This is a genomic window from Streptococcus sanguinis (genome assembly GCF_050225395.1).
Lineage (GTDB): Bacteria > Bacillota > Bacilli > Lactobacillales > Streptococcaceae > Streptococcus.
In genome coordinates, this window is record NZ_CP071431.1 from 1,360,530 (window position 1) to 1,378,754 (window position 18,225).

At 43.3% G+C, this 18,225-nt stretch carries 6 protein-coding genes; 1 reads left to right on the forward strand and 5 read right to left on the reverse strand.

What is annotated here, in order from left to right; genetic code table 11:
- Positions 1–84 precede the first annotated feature (84 nt).
- Complete coding sequence (locus J1C81_RS06795; RefSeq protein ID WP_002915366.1) at positions 85–3,042, reverse strand: CocE/NonD family hydrolase; 2,958 nt, start codon at positions 3,040–3,042, stop codon at positions 85–87.
- A 180-nt stretch (positions 3,043–3,222) separates the two neighbouring features.
- Here J1C81_RS06795 and J1C81_RS06800 point away from each other — a divergent pair, with 180 nt between their 5' ends.
- Positions 3,223–4,689 carry an alpha-amylase gene (locus tag J1C81_RS06800; RefSeq protein WP_002915367.1) on the forward strand — a complete coding sequence of 489 codons (1,467 nt, stop codon included), beginning with the start codon at positions 3,223–3,225 and terminating at the stop codon, positions 4,687–4,689.
- Between the two features lie 160 nt (positions 4,690–4,849).
- On the opposite strand, the gene J1C81_RS06805 is transcribed toward J1C81_RS06800, so the two are convergent.
- The 4 genes from J1C81_RS06805 to J1C81_RS06820 all read right to left on the reverse strand — a co-directional run bounded on the left by J1C81_RS06805 (position 4,850) and on the right by J1C81_RS06820 (position 18,080).
- Positions 4,850–5,887 carry a M42 family metallopeptidase gene (locus tag J1C81_RS06805; RefSeq protein WP_002915368.1) on the reverse strand — a complete coding sequence of 346 codons (1,038 nt, stop codon included), beginning with the start codon at positions 5,885–5,887 and terminating at the stop codon, positions 4,850–4,852.
- 119 nt (positions 5,888–6,006) lie between these two features.
- Positions 6,007–6,474 carry a hypothetical protein gene (locus tag J1C81_RS06810; RefSeq protein WP_002915369.1) on the reverse strand — a complete coding sequence of 156 codons (468 nt, stop codon included), beginning with the start codon at positions 6,472–6,474 and terminating at the stop codon, positions 6,007–6,009.
- Between the two features lie 259 nt (positions 6,475–6,733).
- Positions 6,734–9,409 (reverse strand): SHIRT domain-containing protein, encoded by a 2,676-nt coding sequence (locus J1C81_RS06815; protein WP_002915371.1) that lies wholly within the window; start codon positions 9,407–9,409, stop codon positions 6,734–6,736.
- Positions 9,410–9,797: 388 nt separating this feature from the next.
- Positions 9,798–18,080: a ZmpA/ZmpB/ZmpC family metallo-endopeptidase gene (locus J1C81_RS06820; RefSeq protein ID WP_002915372.1), complete on the reverse strand. Its 8,283-nt coding sequence runs from the start codon at positions 18,078–18,080 to the stop codon at positions 9,798–9,800.
- Positions 18,081–18,225: the final 145 nt, after the last annotated feature.

Below are 18,225 nucleotides of genomic sequence, written 5' to 3' on the forward strand. Positions count from 1 at the left end.
CCTAAGGTCGGATACAAGATAAAGCTAAAAGCAGCTAGAACTTCATCTAACTATGAAGTTCTAGCTGCTTTTTGAACAGAACCACTAACGTTGTGAGTATTTCTTTGCTAAACTAGATAAGCCTAGTGTGCTGACCAGCAGAGTCAGGCCAAGATGTAGGATTCCCTTATCTGAATTGCTGCCAGTTTCAGGTAAGGCAGCTGGAGCTTGCTGCTTGCTTATCTTCTGAACTTTTCCTACTGCCTGATCATAATGTTCTGCATAGTGAACCGCCAACTGAACTGACGGAACTTCTCCGCCTTCTTCGCTATCTAAGATATACTCAGGAACTTCTAAAATTGCTGGTGCAACTAATTTGGCACCAATAATCTCTGGTAGAGCTGCATAAGCTGTATCAAGAGCATTCGGTATATAGTTCGCCTTTTGCAAACGACTAGCTTCCAAAGTAGGTATTAGCGCACTGATGGAGTCCGTCTTGAAAGTTACTTCATATTGACGATCAATCGTGAGGTCGCTTGGGTCGTACGTGTTGAAAACCAGAGCCAGCTTATGACCTTTTTTCACCGTATAGAGATTAGGCTGCAAATAGACTGTATAGTCATGGAATTGACCAATTTGAGGATCAATACTATTTTGCGAGCTAGACGGTGTATAGCCCGATTCTGGATTAGCCAGATTGACCCATCCTTTTGCAATGACTTTGTATTTGGTTTTGATAGTCGCAAAATTTTTGATATCCATATTGTTGAGATTGCTGCCCATCCAAAAGCCGTCTTTCTGACTTTCATCACTGGCTGCGCCGTTTCCAACCACATCAAACTCTTGGTCTGATACATCTACTAGGAGGGCATTGACCTGCAGATTACTGCCGCCCCACTTTGCCAGAGCTGCCTTGAAATGGACTGGGATATGTCCTTTAATGGTCATATCCTCTTTGACATCTGTCATAAAGGTCAAATTAGCTTTAGAAGAAGCTTTGCTAACCGCTTCATCACGCTTGCTGGTATCAATTCCCGCTCCCGCGTAGTCACTGGAAATCGTTTCTTCTAAGCGCTTGGACTGAGCTATCAGAATCAAGCGATTACTGCTTTTCCAATCATCATAACTGGTCCATTTATTTGGATCATAGTTATTTTGCGCTAAAACAGCTGGAAGTTTGCTGACATCATTTTCTACATCATAGAGGTAATGAGAGAACCAAGTATTGAGTAAGTCATAAAAATCTTGCTTGTTAGCTGTAATACCAAAGCCTCTAGATACGGCAGCAGGATTGATATGATTCCCTTGGTGAAGATAAAGTTTCACATCTTGACCGGCTTTTTTTAGCGCATCATACATGAGCTCAAAGTGCTTGGTTTTGACATTGTCATCATTCAAACCATGAACTAGCAGGGCACTGGTCTTTATCTTTTCTGGATGTAGCGTGTAATCCCGCTCCTGCCAGACCAGACTGTAATTGCGGCCGTGGGCATTCTGGTCCTTATTTAACTGATTAATGTAGTCTGCATACTTGTTACTGATAGCAGCCCAGTCTTTTTGATCTAGCAACCGTGTAGCAACATAGAGCGACAGCCAAGATAAATCACTGTAGGGCGGATTGGTGTAAGCCGACCCTTGACTATTGAAATAATCATACCAGCTGGCAATTCCAGCTGCTGGAACAATGGTTTTCAAGCCTTCAACGCCAGTCGTTGCCACACCGAAAGTTGTCGTACCAGCCCAAGACAGACCAGTCATACCGACTTTTCCATTAGCCCAGTCGGCCTTGATTTCGATATTATTAGTCCTGTCTGTGTAGGCCGTTCGTTTACCATTGACCCATTCGACAATATTTTTAAATGCTTCAATTTCTAAATCAGAGCCAGTTGTATTAAAACCTTCAGAACCTTTTGTTCCTAGACCAGCGCTAGAAACAAAGGCATAGCCCCGGACGAGGAAATAATCATACCAGTTCAAGTTTTCATAGTCATAAATCCCCTCATATGGACTGTAGTAATACCAATCCGATGACATTGCTCTTTTTGCTGCATCAATACTGCTCATGCTAGAAACTGGCTGACGCTTAGCTGGCTGATTGCGGAGGCTCTTCATGTCATAAGAACCGTTTGTCGGCAGATTGAGACTTTCCAGCGTCACATGGTCTTCGTCCAAGGTTCCAGCGACATAGGGACGAGCTTCCAAGATTGTCGCAGCCTTATAATCACCCTTAGCAGCTGCTTTAGGAAGCTGCACAATAGCCTTGACTAAATCTCGCTTACCGTCACCATCCGTATCGTAGTCAGTCTCTACATAGACTGGGAAACGAACAATCTCACTGCCTTCATAAGTATACTCCTCATATCTGTCTTCACCACTACTATATGGAAAAATTGGCTGTGAACGTCCATTCAAAAAGAGGAGCTCTTTCTTTTCAGAGCGATAAGCATCATGCAGTCGCTTGGCAACCGAATACATAGATTGCAGATTAGCACCCTGGACACTGGCTGTCAAATCAGCCTCTTTTTCAATCATCCGCAGACTCTTTGCTAGATTTGCTCTATCCTCGGCACTGCTCCCCAACTGCGAATCACTGACTGCTGCCCACTTGAGCAATTCATCTACAGCCTCCTGCAGGGTTATTTCCTTATCTGAGAGTGAAGGATTTGAAAGACCGCCGGTATAGGCAGATAAATCTTGACCTTTCACAGCAGTTGAGGCAGCGGAAGGTGCTGAGCTGACATCTTTAGCCAAAGCAAGAAGCTCCTGCTCCTGCTCCTGCGCTGGGCTAAGGCTAGGTACCGTTCCCTCAGCCGCAAGCGGTGCCTTGTCTTGCTTTTCCTGCACCGAATCTTCTGAAGAAGTCTGATTTGAAGTTTCTACTGCCGTTGACTCTTGGTCCTTGGAGCCAGTTTCAGAAGCCTTTGCAACTGTTTCTGTCTTGAGATTGTCCGTGCGCTCGCTGCTAGCTTGAGTCGCCTCATCCGCCTGAACAGCTTGCGCCAATACCAAAGGTGCAAGTAACAAACTTGGTAGGAGTAATGTAACTAGTCTTTTCTTTCTCATAAAGACACCTTTCTTTAGATAAAATCTTTTATAATAAGTCCATTATAATATGTAAGCGCTTTTATTTCAATCTATTCTATCTTTTATCTATGAAAGATGTCAAAATATCTATAGAAGCAGAAAGACGCAAACGATTGCGCCTTTCTGCTTCTTTTGGTACAATAAAGCCAATCAGTGAGAATGAAGAGGAAAATTTATATGGAAAACCAAACTTTAATGCAGTATTTTGAATGGTATCTGCCAGATGACGGTCAGCATTGGAATCGCTTGACGGAAGATGCACCAAACTTAGCAGCGAAAGGAATTCGCAAAGTCTGGATGCCGCCAGCTTTCAAAGGAACGGGCTCTAATGATGTCGGCTATGGTGTATACGACCTTTTTGATTTGGGAGAATTCGACCAAAAAGGGACCGTCCGCACAAAGTATGGATTGAAAGAAGAATATCTCCGAGCGATTGAAGCACTTAGCCAGAACGGTATCGAAGCTATTGCTGATGTTGTTCTCAATCACAAGGCCGCAGCTGACTACAAAGAGCGTTTTACTGTCGTTGAAGTTGATCCTAACGACCGCACAAAGGTTTTGTCAGAACCTTTCGAAATCAAAGGCTGGACTAAGTTTGTCTTCCCAGGCCGCAATAAAACCTACAATGACTTCGAATGGCACTGGTACCACTTCACCGGCACTGACTATGATGCAAAAAACAACAAGTCAGGCATTTTCCTCATTCAAGGGGACAATAAAGGTTGGGCAGATGATGAGCTAGTAGACAACGAGAATGGTAACTACGATTACCTGATGTATGCGGATATTGATTTCAAACACCCCGAAGTCATCCAAAATCTCTACGACTGGGCTCATTGGTTTATTGAAAGCACTGGTGTACATGGCTTTCGATTAGATGCTGTCAAGCACATTGATTCTTTCTTTATGAAGAATTTCATCCGCGATATTACTGAAAAATACGGTGAAGATTTCTATGTCTTTGGGGAATTTTGGAATAGCGATGAGAAGGCCAATAATGATTATCTAGAAAATATTGACTACCGCTTTGACCTAGTCGATGTTAAACTTCATCATAATTTATTTGATGCCAGCAAATCTGGAGCAGACTATGACCTGCGAACTATTTTTGACCAGACACTTGCAAAAAATCACCCCGAATCAGCTGTAACCTTTGTGGACAACCACGATACTCAGAGAGGGCAGGCCCTGGAGTCTACCGTCGAAGAATGGTTCAAGCCTGCGGCCTATGCTCTCATACTTCTAAGAGAAGCTGGATTGCCCTGCGTCTTTTACGGAGACTACTATGGCATTAGAGGAGAATTTGCACAAGAGAGCTTTCAAGAGGTACTGGATAAACTCCTAGACATCCGCCTCAATCTAGCCTATGGCGAGCAGACCGACTACTTCGACGAAGCCAACTGTATCGGATGGACCCGCCAAGGCAAGGACAACGGTCAGCCAATCGCTGTCCTTATCAGTAATGACCAAGCAACCAGCAAATCTATGTTTGTCGGTCCAGAATGGGCTGGCAGAGAATTCAGCGACTATCTGGGCAACAGCTCCCAAATCGTAACTATTGACGACCAAGGCTGGGGAGAATTCCCTGTGGAGGAAAAATCAGTAAGTGTCTGGAGTGTTAGGTAATCAATTTTCTTACATATAACAAACTAAAAACCGATTCGCAGTGCACTGACGAATCGGTTTTTAAGTTTCTAGCCTTTGAGATAGCTGAGGAAGAGCTCCTGTTTTCTATAGAATTGACATTACATAAAAATCCCCGCCAATAAGATAGAATGAAGTTCACCTACTCAACTAAGCCACTCCTTAGATATGCATCCACCATACGCTCTGTCGCGACAACTGAATCAATATGGGTACGTTCATAAGAGTGGCTGGATTCGATGCCGGCACCTAGCAGAGCATGCTTGACTTCTGCTCCTGCGCTCATAGCTGCAGAGGCGTCTGATCCGTAAAATGGATAGATGTCCAGTTTGTAAGGAATGTCCTGCTCCTTAGCCAAATTTACCAAATGCTGGCGGAAGCCGTAGTGATAAGGCCCCGAAGCATCTTTAACACAGATGGAAACCGTATACTCATCTGTCTGCTGATCGTCACCCATAGCCCCCATATCAACCGCCAAATACTCTACCGCTTGCGCCGGCAGGCTGGAATTAGCCCCATGACCAACCTCTTCAAAGACACTGAAAGCAAAATGAGTCGTCACCGGAAGCTGAATATTTTCCTCTTTATAAACTCGTAAAAGATTGAGCAAAACAGCTGCGCTGACCTTGTCGTCCAGAAAGCGAGACTTGATAAAGCCTGATTCGGTAACAGTGGTACGGGGGTCAAAGGAAATAAAATCACCAACTTCGATTCCTAAATCGCGAGTTTCTTTCTCACTTGTCACCTTTTCATCCAAACGAACTTCCATATTGTCCTGAGTACGTTCAACCGTCCCAGCATCCTTATAGACATGGCAGGAAGTCTGGTGAACTAAGATAGTCCCACTGATAGTCTTACCATTGCTAGCCACATGGACCAGACAGTTTTCTCCTTCAATCATGTTCCAAGGGAAACCACCAATCCGATCCAGCTTGAGACGACCGTCAGACTTAATAGCCCGAACAATAGCCCCCAGTGTATCCACATGGGCAGTCACTACCCGATGCTGGGCATCATTTTCACCCTTAACAACAACATGAACGCCGCCTTTATTGGTCCGGACAGGATCATAACCCATTTTCCCCAGCGTTTTCACCAGATAATCTGCCACCTCAGCCGTAAAGCCTGTTGGGGAAGGAATATCCGTTAATTCTTGTAAATATTGAACAGTTTGATTCATGAATGACTCCTCATCGTTTTTCTTTATTATAGCACAAAGAAAGCCTGAGCAAATAGATTTTCAGCAGGCTTTTACTGATTAACAACAATAAAAATTCCTCAATTACTATCGCCGTACTTCTACTCTTTCTCCTCCTGAACTTCAATCTTTTTCAACTCCCAAAAGAAGAGATTGCCTAACAATCCTAAGAGAAAAAGCAAGAGAGGAATGGCATAAGGTGCTAGGGGATTATAAGCTTCTCCAGCACTAATTTTCATCTGAGGACCATATGGAGCTATCAACTGATAATAATTAAGACCGCAAAACAAAATCGAAAAGAAAAAGATAGAAAAGTAAAGCCGATAGAGATGCCCTAGCAGCTGTCCTTTGAATAAATAAGTAACTTCCCCCATCAGTGTTGCAAAATTCATAACAGAAACTACAAAATAAGCAATGACAACAGGAACTAAAAAAAGAAAAAGGTAAAGATAACCATAAGCAACCCCTGGCTCTGGCTCAATTCCTGAATAACCGTACAGATACACCAGTAGATACAAAACTAGGGGCAAAAAAGGAATCACCTTAAACTTCTTATTTTTCATCAACATCTCCCTTTAAACAAAGAAACTTTTTCTTATTTTATTATAACAAATCTTCTTTATAAAACAAGAATTCACTTTTATTTTCAAGTATTCATTGACTGTAAAATCAAGCTTAGCAAATATCAGCCATCGAAAAAACATCGATTTGAATGACTGCTTATTTTAGAGTTTATAAGTTTAATCTTCAGCATATTATCAAAAATAGATGGTGACAAAGACAAGAAAAAATCATCTCAGCTAGCTGAGATGATTCGTTTGGCTAATATTAATTAGCTTTTTTGAAACGATAGACAAGAGCTGATAAAAGAATCAGAGCAAATCCTGCTGCTACCGCAAAGATAGATGTTTCGCTGCCAGTTTTCGGCAAAACTTTTTTGCCAGTTGCTGATCCAGTAACATCTTTTCCATCTTTATCTGACGAATTACCTGGGGTTCCATCAGTCGAACCGCCTGGTTTATCACCAGATGATGACGGTGGTGGTGTCGAACCTGAAGAAGGTGGCGGTGTACCTGGTCCTTGTGGACGTCTAGCTTCAAATGTCCATGTGCCTGTAAATTTGACATCTGCGCCTGCAATAGTTTTACTATCTGCGTCATATTTGAGGAATTTCCAAGTACCATCACTTGCTTCAACAGTTTTCTTAGCTGGCTGAACCGCTTGAACAGCAGCACCGTCTGCATATTCAGTGGCATCATTTGGTAACAATGCTGTGACTTCTGCTGGCAAGCTACGGTTCGGATCTGCGCTTACAAATTCATAAGTTGCCTTATATTTCGGTGCTGGAGTAAAATTCCATTTACCGGTAAATTTAAGGTCCTTATCCGCAACAGTCTGTGCATTTGACTCTGCATAGCCTTCGAAAGTCCATGTGCCTTCAGTAACTGTAACACTTGTTTTAGCAGGTTGTTTAGCATCTACCTTAGTACCACTAGTGTAGCTATTATCATCAGTTGGCAACAAATCTGTCACCTCTGCTGGCAAGCTACGGTTCGGATCTGCACTTACAAATTCATAAGTTGCCTTATATTTCGGTGCTGGAGTGAAATTCCATTTACCAGTAAATTTAAGGTCCTTATCCGCAACAGTCTGTGCATTCGTTTCTGCATAGCCTTCGAAAGTCCATGTGCCTTCAGTAACTGTAACACTTGTTTGAGCAGGCTGCTTAGCGTCTACATTAGTACCACTAGTGTAGCGATTAGTATCTGCTGGAAGCAAATCAGTTACTTCTTTTGGTAGGTTTGGATAGGCTGGGTTAGAGCTGAGAAACTCATAGCTGACACCATAGTCTTTATAACTGTTGGTGAATGTTGGATTGTTGTCTGTAACAGCAGCTTCCAACTTGGCATTGTTTTCAGTCACTGTGACAGTCACAGTATGTTCTGCACTGTCATATGTTACTCCAGCTTCACTTCCAGCTACTTCTGTCAGCTTGTAGGTATAAGTCCCTTCTTTATCATAGTTGATTTCAGGAAACTTGATATTACCATTGGCGTCATTTGTTGCTTGAAGTTCCACGTTATTTCCGCCAACTTCAGTCAGCTTGAAAGTGTACTTACCAGCTTCAAGTGCTTTACCATCCAGAAGTTTCTTAGCGGTAATTGCTGCACTTGTTGGCTCTAACTTGTATGTATTGGTGAAAGCCTCACGGTCGTAGGTAACCGCTGCTGTCTTAACGCCATTGTTATCTGTTACAGTAACATTGACATTGATGTCTGAATTGGCATCGTTTGTCACACCTGGCAGATTGCTTGCTCGTTCACGAATGATATAGTTAAAGGTTCCCTCATTTTTGAAACGAAGTTTCTTAAAGGTTACGGCACCATCTTTGTTTGTTACCGTTTGAACAACTTTGTCGTTGTCATCCTTATTGATCAAATCAAAAGTAAATTCACCATCTGCCAAATTGCGGCCAGTCAATTCCTTTTTGACTTTGAAGATAACTTCATCCGAACGGGTACCTTCCCCGACACCATCAAGAGTTGTCAAAGGTGCAAATGGACGTGATACTAAATCTGGCATCTTTTGTCCATTAGCCGTAACGGTTACATCGTTAAAGGCTTTTTTGGTCACCTTATCAACTGGCTCTGTCAAACGTGTCCGATAGATAACATAAATACCTCTTCCACTCAAATCCCCAGCATTAACTGTGAAATGATTGGAGTCAGTGATTGTCACAATCTGGCTCGGATTAAAGGATTGACGTGTGCCAGAAGCACCTTCCCACTCAGTAAAGTAGTAACCTGTAATCCCTGAATCTTCATCCAGCTCTTGACCTTCTGGAATAGCGTCCTCAATGACAACTTGACCAAGATTTTGGACATCACGATTGACACGGATACGCCAGTTGACGTAATTTGGATCCTTAGAATCCTGAACACCCCACTTGGAATACCCCTGAGGTTCTTCATCAACCTTGATACGCTTCAGCCTATAGGTTCTAGCACCTGGGAAATTAACTTCTTGCTCTTGATCATAAGGCATATTATCAGCCCAAACCACTGTGAAAGAAGATTGAATACGCTTGGTATCTGGCATTTTCGCAAAATACTCAGCATTTGTGACTGTAATGGTCGCTGTATTGGTAACAGGATCTGTCACCAACTTGGCAACAACAGTACCATCCGGTGCACTTATGTTTTCCTCCAAAGTTCGCTCAATTTTGAACTGTGATGGAACACGATAAACCATGGTATCACCATTATTTAATACTTTGCTATCTGCAAATGTATAGGTCGGAGCAATGTAAAATTTACCTTCACCGTAGCCTGTATCCTTTAAAGGATTAGTATTAATAGTGACATCTGTAGTTAGCTGATAATCACTTTCACCTAACTCTGCAGCAGAAACCCTAGGACTTGAGCTTAACAAGGGAAGAAAGGTTGATACCAAAAGCAGCAAAGTCATCAGAGCATGAGACACTTTATGATAAGTTTGTTTCACCTTGAATGCGGTCCTCCTTCTTTTTATATTTTATTTTCGACAAATGCTGGCAGGCACACCATCATCTGTCTACCCCCTCATTTTCAGTCGATTCTAAATCAAGATTTATTACCAAACTAAAAATGAATGTGTTTGTATATGATAAGCAAATATGACATATACATATCAATTATAACATAAAATATTATAATTGACTCTTCGTGAACTACTTTTTTTAGTGGCAATTATCTATTCTTTGTCTACTTTCATTACAAAAAAGTTACAAATTGTTTTTTTATCTAACTCGGATGGATTATTATTGTTTTATTAGAAATAAATAGCAGAAAAAATACCTAGACTTTTTTACAGTCAAGGCATTTTTAAACATATACGGAAAACAACTTATTGCTCACTTATTAAAGATTGACTGTCTGAAGTCGTCTGTTTCACGAAGATAAGCATTGTAAATCTTCTTCTTAAGCAGGTTGACCCAGCTGGCATCGACACGGCTTGTAGCATTGGCAATGTTGCTCACATCCTCTGCTACTGCTGCGTCCATCAGCCTTTGCATGTCCGCATAAGAGCGAATGGTTACTTTCTTAGTACTGTTTGGATTTCTGAGTTCGTACTCAATGGTGATTGGCTTGAGCTTGGTCAGCTGATCAATCCGCTCCTTATACATAGCCTTCTTGAAGGCTACCCAGGAGTCATATTCACCCTTGAATACATTTTCCAAGACTTTCTGGTCAGTCACGAGACCAACATCTCTTCCGGACCATCCATCCCACGTTTTCTTACCTTCATCAAAGGCTTCCTTAGAGTACTTACCAGAAACATAAGGGATAAATCCTTCATGGTAACCCTTGGCTGCTAGTAACTCATAGGCTGTGCGGCGGAACATAACATCGCCCGGAGCTCCATTTGGATTGCTCAAGGCTGAGTAAATTGGTGAGAAGAGGCTGAGACTGAGATAACCATTTCGGCCGTATTTCCCACTATCCTTGTTCTCCCGACGAGTGATAACATCATTTTCAATCAGGGAGTTAAAGGTCTTCAGCTGCTTGATTTCTTCAGCAGTAAAGCTTCGCGTCTGGTTTCCAGCATGGGTCTCCTTACCATACTTATCTGTAACATAGTAATTCTCCATCTTCCTGAACCACTGGAGCTTAGCGTCATCGCTCTGCTTCAGCATGGAAGTACCTTCTAGGTAATCTAGGGTGTAGATCATGTCAAACATACCATGGACATAGTGCTGCAGGTCTTCTGCATTTTGAACGCGTTCCTTGAAGTTATATGTGTGTAGACGCGTCTTAGAATCCTTGTCCACCTTGAAGAGGGTATTGAGTGTAATGGTTGCCTCATCTGCACTTGGAGTGGACTGCAAGAGACCGCGAGCATAAAGCTCAGCTCCCAGACCTTCGCGGCGGCCATTGCCCTCAAAGTAAATGCCACCGTCAGAGTTATGGGTCATTTCATGCGTGTAGACAGAGTTACCATAGTCTTCTAACAATTTAGCTGCATCAAAGTGAGTTACACTTCCTGTAGCATAGGCATTGTAGCCCTTGCTTGGATACCACTTGCCGGCTGGTCCAAAGAACTCCTGCATAGCCAGTGATTTTTTGTCATTAGCTGGAGCCCAATATTTTTGACCAGTCTTGTCAACCAATGAGAATCCATCGTAAACCAGAACAGAACGGAAGAGCTTGTCCTTGCTTTCATCGCTAAGAATCTTATACCAGAAGTCATAGTGATCGCGCTGGTATTCAGCTGTTTTTCTCACTCGGTCTTCGACAAATTCCGCTAGCTCTGCATCTGTCCGCACCCTGCCATTGGCATCAAGTCGATAACGGTCATAAGCCCCCATGGAGATGGTAGACATATTGGAGATAGCATAGACACCCTTCTCAGTCATGGTCAAGAGCGGCAGAAGCATGCCCTTGTGTTCCCAGTTATCAGCAGTAATCTTGTCGTAAACGCCGACAGAATACTTACTCTTGTCTTCGGCTGCATCCTGAAGCTGTCTCGCTTCTGCTATATCCGACTTAGCCTCAACGATGTAGGCTTTTGTATTGGTCTTGAGCCATTCATTATTGGTCTTGTCCGGCAGGAAGAGCTGACGATAGCCTTCCAGATAGTTGAAGAGTCCTCGTTTACCAGTCGCTTCAGAAAGTGAGGCATCATAAGCCATATAGTTGTTCTTAGCTTTAAGATTGTTCATGCCTGACTTACCAAGTGAAATGATGGTATCTAAGGTTGAAGCATTATGATTTCCAAAGAAGTCAAACTTATAGGCCGACAAATCCTTGACATTGATATTGTCATAGTTGATATTATACCAACGGTTGAGATAGGTCAGACCAAGTAAGAAGGCTTCTTTATTGTCTTTAATTTGCTGAGCTATATAGTCTGCTACAACATTGCCTTCCGTATTGATAGACTTGTCCATAGCCAGTACCTTGCGTAACTCTTCTGACAGATTAGTCTTGACTTGGTCAAAGGCAGTATCCAGATAGAGATCATCCAGAGAAGTGTCAGCATTCACACCTAAAACAGTTCGCATAGCCGGTGAGTCAAGGACAACCTTGTTCAACTCCGGCAGCACTTGATTGAGAACTCTGCTATAGTCTGATAGGAAGGCTTCTGGTGTATAAAGGAGGTCTAAGCCATTTACACTGTACTCTGCAATTGCCTTATATTTGAAATCTCCCTTATAGGTCAGATCCAAGTAGTCAACCGTATTATCCTCAAAGTGCAGCATCAGACGGTTAATTCCGGTCTTGTTGCTATTGATATCAGTGATAATCTGGTCACCCTTCATTGGAACAACATCCAGCAAGTACTCTGTATTGAGCTTGTGATTATCTGGAAGTTTATTTCCATAAGCAACGATGGTCTCCTTATTGTAGAATGGCAGGAGTTTTTCCATGTTTGCATAAGCTATCAGACGGTCTTCTCGGGCATTCTTTTCTTGGGCATAGTTGACAGAATAAAGATTGAGATTCGTGTCTTCTAGCGTGGTTGTAATATCTAAGCTAGCCAGTTTCTCTTCTGCCTGGTCCAGAGTCAGTGTTGAAGTGACAAACTTATCATTTTCCAGTGTTTTATTTCCTTCAACGGCATATGCTTCTGTGATACGGTTGTTTTCATATCCCTGATCACCAGAAATACTGTAAACATTTGTACCGCTGATGTTGCTGATGACATTATCAATTAAACCATTGAAGTAATTGGAGCCAACCACACCACCAATCTGACCATTCTTAGTAGAGTTTTGAATCTTTCCAGTTACATAAGAACGGCTGATGCGAGCATTGTTTTCCAAACGGCCAACCAGGCCGCCGAAGCGTTGGTTGTTGGCTCTAGCGCCTGCTAGAATGGTCACATCTGCCCTGCTTTGGCTAATCAAGGAGTTTCCTCCCTTAAGATTGGCAACCAAACCACCGACATTGTATTCCTTGCCCTGTTTATCATTGGACACGATAGTTCCAGTAAAGGAGCTGTTAGTGATTTGAGTATCATTAGCAACAACGACTAAACCTGCCACTTGTGAAGCATTTTCTTTTACTTCTACTCTACCTTGGACTGAAACGTCTGTGATTCGAGCCCCTTCTGCATTGCGGGCCAGGGCAGCTGAGTCATAAGTACCTACAATATTGACCTCTTTCAGGTCCAGATTGGAAATAGAGGAACCACTCTTGAGGTTTTCAAATAAAGGCTTGGCTAGATTATAAATAGCGTACTGCTTGCCATTATGACTACCAGTCAGGCTGCCTGTGAAGTTCCCTTTGAGGTAGACATAATCCGCAGGAGCCAGACTGACCTCGCTAGCATCCAAATCTGCTCCCAGAACATAGTTGCCAGCCATATTTTGCTTCATAGCGTCTACCAAACTAGCAAAGCTGGTGTAGACATTTTGCTGACTAGGAGCAACTGCCTTGCTGATATAGAAGTCATAGCCAGACTTATAGCCTGTCTCACCTTCTTGAACCAGCTCAGGCAGAGAGACTGTTACCTTATAGACATCCCTGCCATCCTTATGGCTTTCCGCTATGCTGTGAACCGGCAGGAGCATTTCCTTAGATTCACTTGATTTGACTTTGACAAAGTAGGTAGACAGATCCGTAGGCATAGAGCTCATCGACACGACGCGCTTAAACTGGTCGTTTTCTTTTCTGTAAAACTCGACCGAATCAATATCTCGGAAGGCAATCTTCTTGTATTCCAATTCAAAATTGCGGCTGCTGGTTTCAAGGTCTGTGAAGCTGCCATTATCCAGTTCATAAGTCAGCTTGGTTTTCAGGGTATAGCCTGTGTAGTAGTCTAAGTCGCCAATTTTCAGACTTCCTGCGAAATTGGTAATCGGAAGAGTTCGGACGAGCTGATCTCCCTGGTACAATTCAGCAGTCGCTGAGCGGAAGGACTGGGTCTGGTCTTCCAGTCTATATTGGACTGTAACCGACTTGTCATCTGCATTTTCTGTCAAACTTAGAATAGAAACTGTCGGCTTGACTTTAGGCACTCCATTTAGAGCTTCTTTGGCTGCTGTCAGACTAGAAAAAGCTTGGTTAACTTGCACTTGTGTAGCAGTTTGATTGCTCAGAACTCCTTCTGCCTTGGTCAATTCGTCAGTATAAGCTGTCTGCTTATCTGAATCTGCATTCTTATATTTAGCACTTGTTTTAACAGTTTGATTTAAATCGTACTCACTTTGAAGAGCAGTTTTGACAACCTCAAGACCGCTTAACTGAGCTTTAGCTTGCTTGATTTGTTCTACCAATTGGTTGACTTCTGCTTGGCTAGCTTGTGATTGACTCAGGATCGCTTGACCTGCTGTCAAAGCAGTATCATAGCTAGTTTGATGGCTCTGACTGTCGTTGAAATAACGTGCCTGAGCTTTAATCTGATCTGCTTCCACTAATAGATTATGCAGTGGAATTAAATCGAATTCTTCTAAAGCTTCTGCTTTTGGCGCATCGTTCGGTACTATGTGCGGTTTAGCTGTACCAACTTTAACAACTTGCGTTACTGGAGCTAGAGTCTCTTCATTAGATAGTTCTTGACGATCAATTTCCTGACCATTGGAACTGTAGACACGGGTCTTGATGGTTCGTTCACCTTGCACTCCTGGAGTCGCGATTTGACGGGCATCTCGGACAAGCTCGTCCGTCTCTTCTTCACGAATCGTGAAGTTGATTTTCTCTACACGCGTTTCATCTGTATAAGTCAGTGGATACTCTGGCAAGGCGTCTGCTTTCGGAGCTTCGTTCGGTACCATGGTTGGCTTAGCTTTACCAACTTTAACAATTTGTGTTACTGGAGCTAGAGTTTCCTCGTTCGAAAGCACTTGACGATCAATTTCTTGACCATTGGAGCTGTAAATACGAGTCTTAATCGTCCGCTCGCCTTGGACACCCGGAGTCGCAATTTGGCGAGCATCTCGAACAAGTTCGTCCGTTTCTTCTTCACGAATGGTGAAGTTGATTTTTTCTACTCGGGTTTCGTCCGTGTAAGTCAATGGATACTCTGGCAATGCGTCTGCTTTTGGCGCATCGTTCGGTACCATATGCGGCTTAGCTGTTCCGACTTTGACAACTTGCGTTACTGGAGCTAGAGTCTCCTCATTGGAAAACTCTTGTCGGTCAACTTCTTGACCGTTGGAACTGTAGACACGGGTCTTGATAGTTCGCTCACCTTGAACTCCCGGAGTCGCTATTTGACGGGCATCACGAACCAATTCGTCCGTTTCTTCTTCACGAATGGTGAAGTTAATCTTCTCAACTCGAGTTTCGTCCGTGTAAGTCAACGGGTACTCTGGAAGAGTGTCTGCTTTCGGTGCATCGTTTGGAACCATGGCTGGCTTAGCCGTGCCAATTCTGATAACTTGAGTAACTGGAGCTAGAGTTTCTTCGTTAGACAGCTCCTGACGGTCAACTTCTTGACCGTTGGAACTGTAGATGCGAGTCTTGATTGTTCGCTCACCTTGCACACCTGGGGTTGCGATTTGACGGGCGTCTCGTACAAGTTCATCCGTCTCTTCTTCACGAATGGTAAAGTTGATTTTCTCTACGCGAGTTTCATCCGTATAAGTCAGCGGGTACTCTGGAAGAGCGTCTGCTTTTGGTGCATCGTTTGGAACCATGGTTGGCTTAGCAGTTCCGACTTTGATAACTTGCGTTACTGGAGCTAGAGTTTCCTCATTGGACAACTCTTGGCGGTCAATTTCTTGACCGTTGGAACTATAGACGCGAGTCTTGATTGTTCTCTCACCTTGAACTCCCGGAGTCGCGATTTGACGAGCATCTCGAACTAACTCGTCGGTCTCTTCTTCACGAATCGTGAAGTTGATTTTCTCTACGCGGGTTTCGTCCATGTAGGTCAGTGGATACTCTGGCAAAGCTGCTTCTTTCGGAGCCTCACTTGGAACCATATGTGGCTTAGCTGTACCAACTTTGACAACTTGCGTTACCGGAGCTAGAGTTTCCTCATTGGACAACTCTTGGCGGTCAATTTCTTGACCGTTGGAACTATAGACGCGAGTCTTGATTGTTCTCTCACCTTGAACTCCCGGAGTCGCGATTTGACGGGCGTCCTGTGGCAATTCATCAGTGTATTGTTCTTCAATATTGAAGGCAATTTTCTCAACACGCATTTCATCTGTGTAAGTTAGCAGATATTCTGGCAAAGCTGCTTCTTTCGGAGCCTCACTTGGAACCATGGTTGGCTTAGCCGTTCCGACTTTGACAACTTGTGTTACTGGCGCTAAAGTTTCCTCGTTGGACAGCTCTTGACGGTCGACCACTTGGCCATTAGAACTGTAAACACGGGTCTTGATAGTTCGTTCACCTTGGACTCCCGGAGTTGTGATTTGGCGGGCATCCTGTGGTAACTCATCTGTGTATTGTTCTTCAATATTGAAGGCGATTTTCTCTACGCGAGTTTCATCGGTGTAAGTTAGCGGGTATTCTGGTAGTTTTTCTACCTTTGGTGCCTCACCTGGAATCAGACTTGACTTACTTGTTCCGACCTTAATAATCTGAGTGACTGCTGCAAGAATTTCTTCATCTGATAAAACTTGGCGGTCAACCTCTTGGCCATTCGAGGTATAGATACGAGTGGTAATAGCACGCTCGCCCTGTACTCCTGGTGTGACAATTTGGCGGCTGCCTTCTGGAATCTCATCAGTATACTGTTCTTCGACGGAAAAATCTATCTTTTCTCTTCTTGTTTCATCCGTCGCAGTCAGCTCTAATTCTGGAGCTTGATGCACGGGTGCGTCATCTGGTGCGGTACCATAAGTTGTTAGTTCAGGCACTTCTTGAATCGGTGCTGTATCGGGCGCCGTTCCATAAGTTGTCAATTCTGGAACTTCATTTACAGGTGCAGTATCTGGTGCAGTTCCATAGCTGGTGAGCTCTGAAACTTCTTGAACTGGTGCGGTATCCGGTGTCGTTCCATAAGTCGTCAATTCTGGAACTTCATTTACAGGTGCAGTATCTGGTGCAATGCCATAGGTTGTCAACTCTGGGACTTCTTGCACTGGCGCTGTATCGGGCGTCGTTCCATAAGTTGTCAATTCTGGGACTTCTTGAACTGGTGCCTCTTTTGGCACAGATTTTACTGCAGCAGTTCCAACCAATACAATCTCCGAAACTGGCTCTGCAGTTACCTGGTCTGAAACCACTTCGCTTTTTACAATCTCTTTACCTGCAATATAATTGCGAGTGACAACAGTACGTGTACCAGTGACACCTGTGCGAATGACCTGAGATTGCCCCTCTGCGAGTTCATTTGAATATTGGTATTCTGTTTGATAAGGCAGGACTTGGGTTTGGCTGCTTTCTTGGCTCTTGAATTCGAGTTCTGGTACTTCAGTGACTGGAGAAAGCCGAGCAAATTCACGCTCTTTGGCAGCAATAATCTCTTTTTCTTGCTCTGTCAGTTTCTCTGTTTCGGTAGATAAAGGCTTGTTGGCAGTACCCTGATTCCCAGAAAGACTAGCAGATTTACCTGCCTGCTGATCGACTTCGACAGCTGACAAGTCCTTCTGTGCCGTAGGAAGCTGATGACTTCCTGCTGCGTTCTCCTTGCCCTGTTCACTGCTTTTCAGATAGCCGACATACTCGAAACCAGCAATCTCTAAAGGCTCCGGCAGCTTATCTCCCACTGCCAAATTCAGCCTTTGATTATAGGCAGCTAATTCAATATTAGTCACTGCAAATACAGAAGGAGCTAGGAGAATAGATCCTAGACCTGTCACTAGCAAAATAGAAGACAGGTATCGCTTGCCATTTCGACCTCGTGCAATAACTAAGACTGCTAAAGTCAGCCCAGCAGCTGCAAAAGTTGCTTCCCACAGACTTGAGTAGCCTGTCTTTGGCAAACTTTTTGCCGAAAGCCCCTGGGTCTTTGGACGATAAACCAGGTAATAAGCATCAGAGTTTTCTTCCACAAACTTTGGAAGCTCCTTAACGACAGCATTCTTCTCAGCTTCAGTCAGTTCAGACTCTACTACGTAGTGATACTGAACTGGAACGGTTTTGCCAGCTGAGACTTCTGCAGCCTCAACCGTGCTTATATTTCCCCCTATTGCGGTACTCAAAAAGAAGCTTCCGATAGTGGCAGAAACTAATCCTACTGATAACTTTCTAAAAGAATAGCGCTGGAGCGTATCACCAGTGATTCTTTTTTCCATAATAATTCCCTTTTCTTCATATAATAATCTCTTAAAATTTTACAGAATTTCCTACAAAAATTCAATGCTTTTGCTTAAAAATATATCTTTGAAGGCTGAAATCATCATGTTTTTGAACAGCCTGAAAATAGTGTTCATTTTTACT

Coding starts and splice junctions, on each gene's coding strand:
- J1C81_RS06795 (WP_002915366.1), bottom strand. CDS start 3,042: ATGAGAAAGAAAAGACTAGTTACATTACTCCTACCAAGTTTGTTACTT.
- J1C81_RS06800 (WP_002915367.1), top strand. CDS start 3,223: ATGAAGAGGAAAATTTATATGGAAAACCAAACTTTAATGCAGTATTTT.
- J1C81_RS06805 (WP_002915368.1), bottom strand. CDS start 5,887: ATGAATCAAACTGTTCAATATTTACAAGAATTAACGGATATTCCTTCC.
- J1C81_RS06810 (WP_002915369.1), bottom strand. CDS start 6,474: ATGTTGATGAAAAATAAGAAGTTTAAGGTGATTCCTTTTTTGCCCCTA.
- J1C81_RS06820 (WP_002915372.1), bottom strand. CDS start 18,080: ATGGAAAAAAGAATCACTGGTGATACGCTCCAGCGCTATTCTTTTAGA.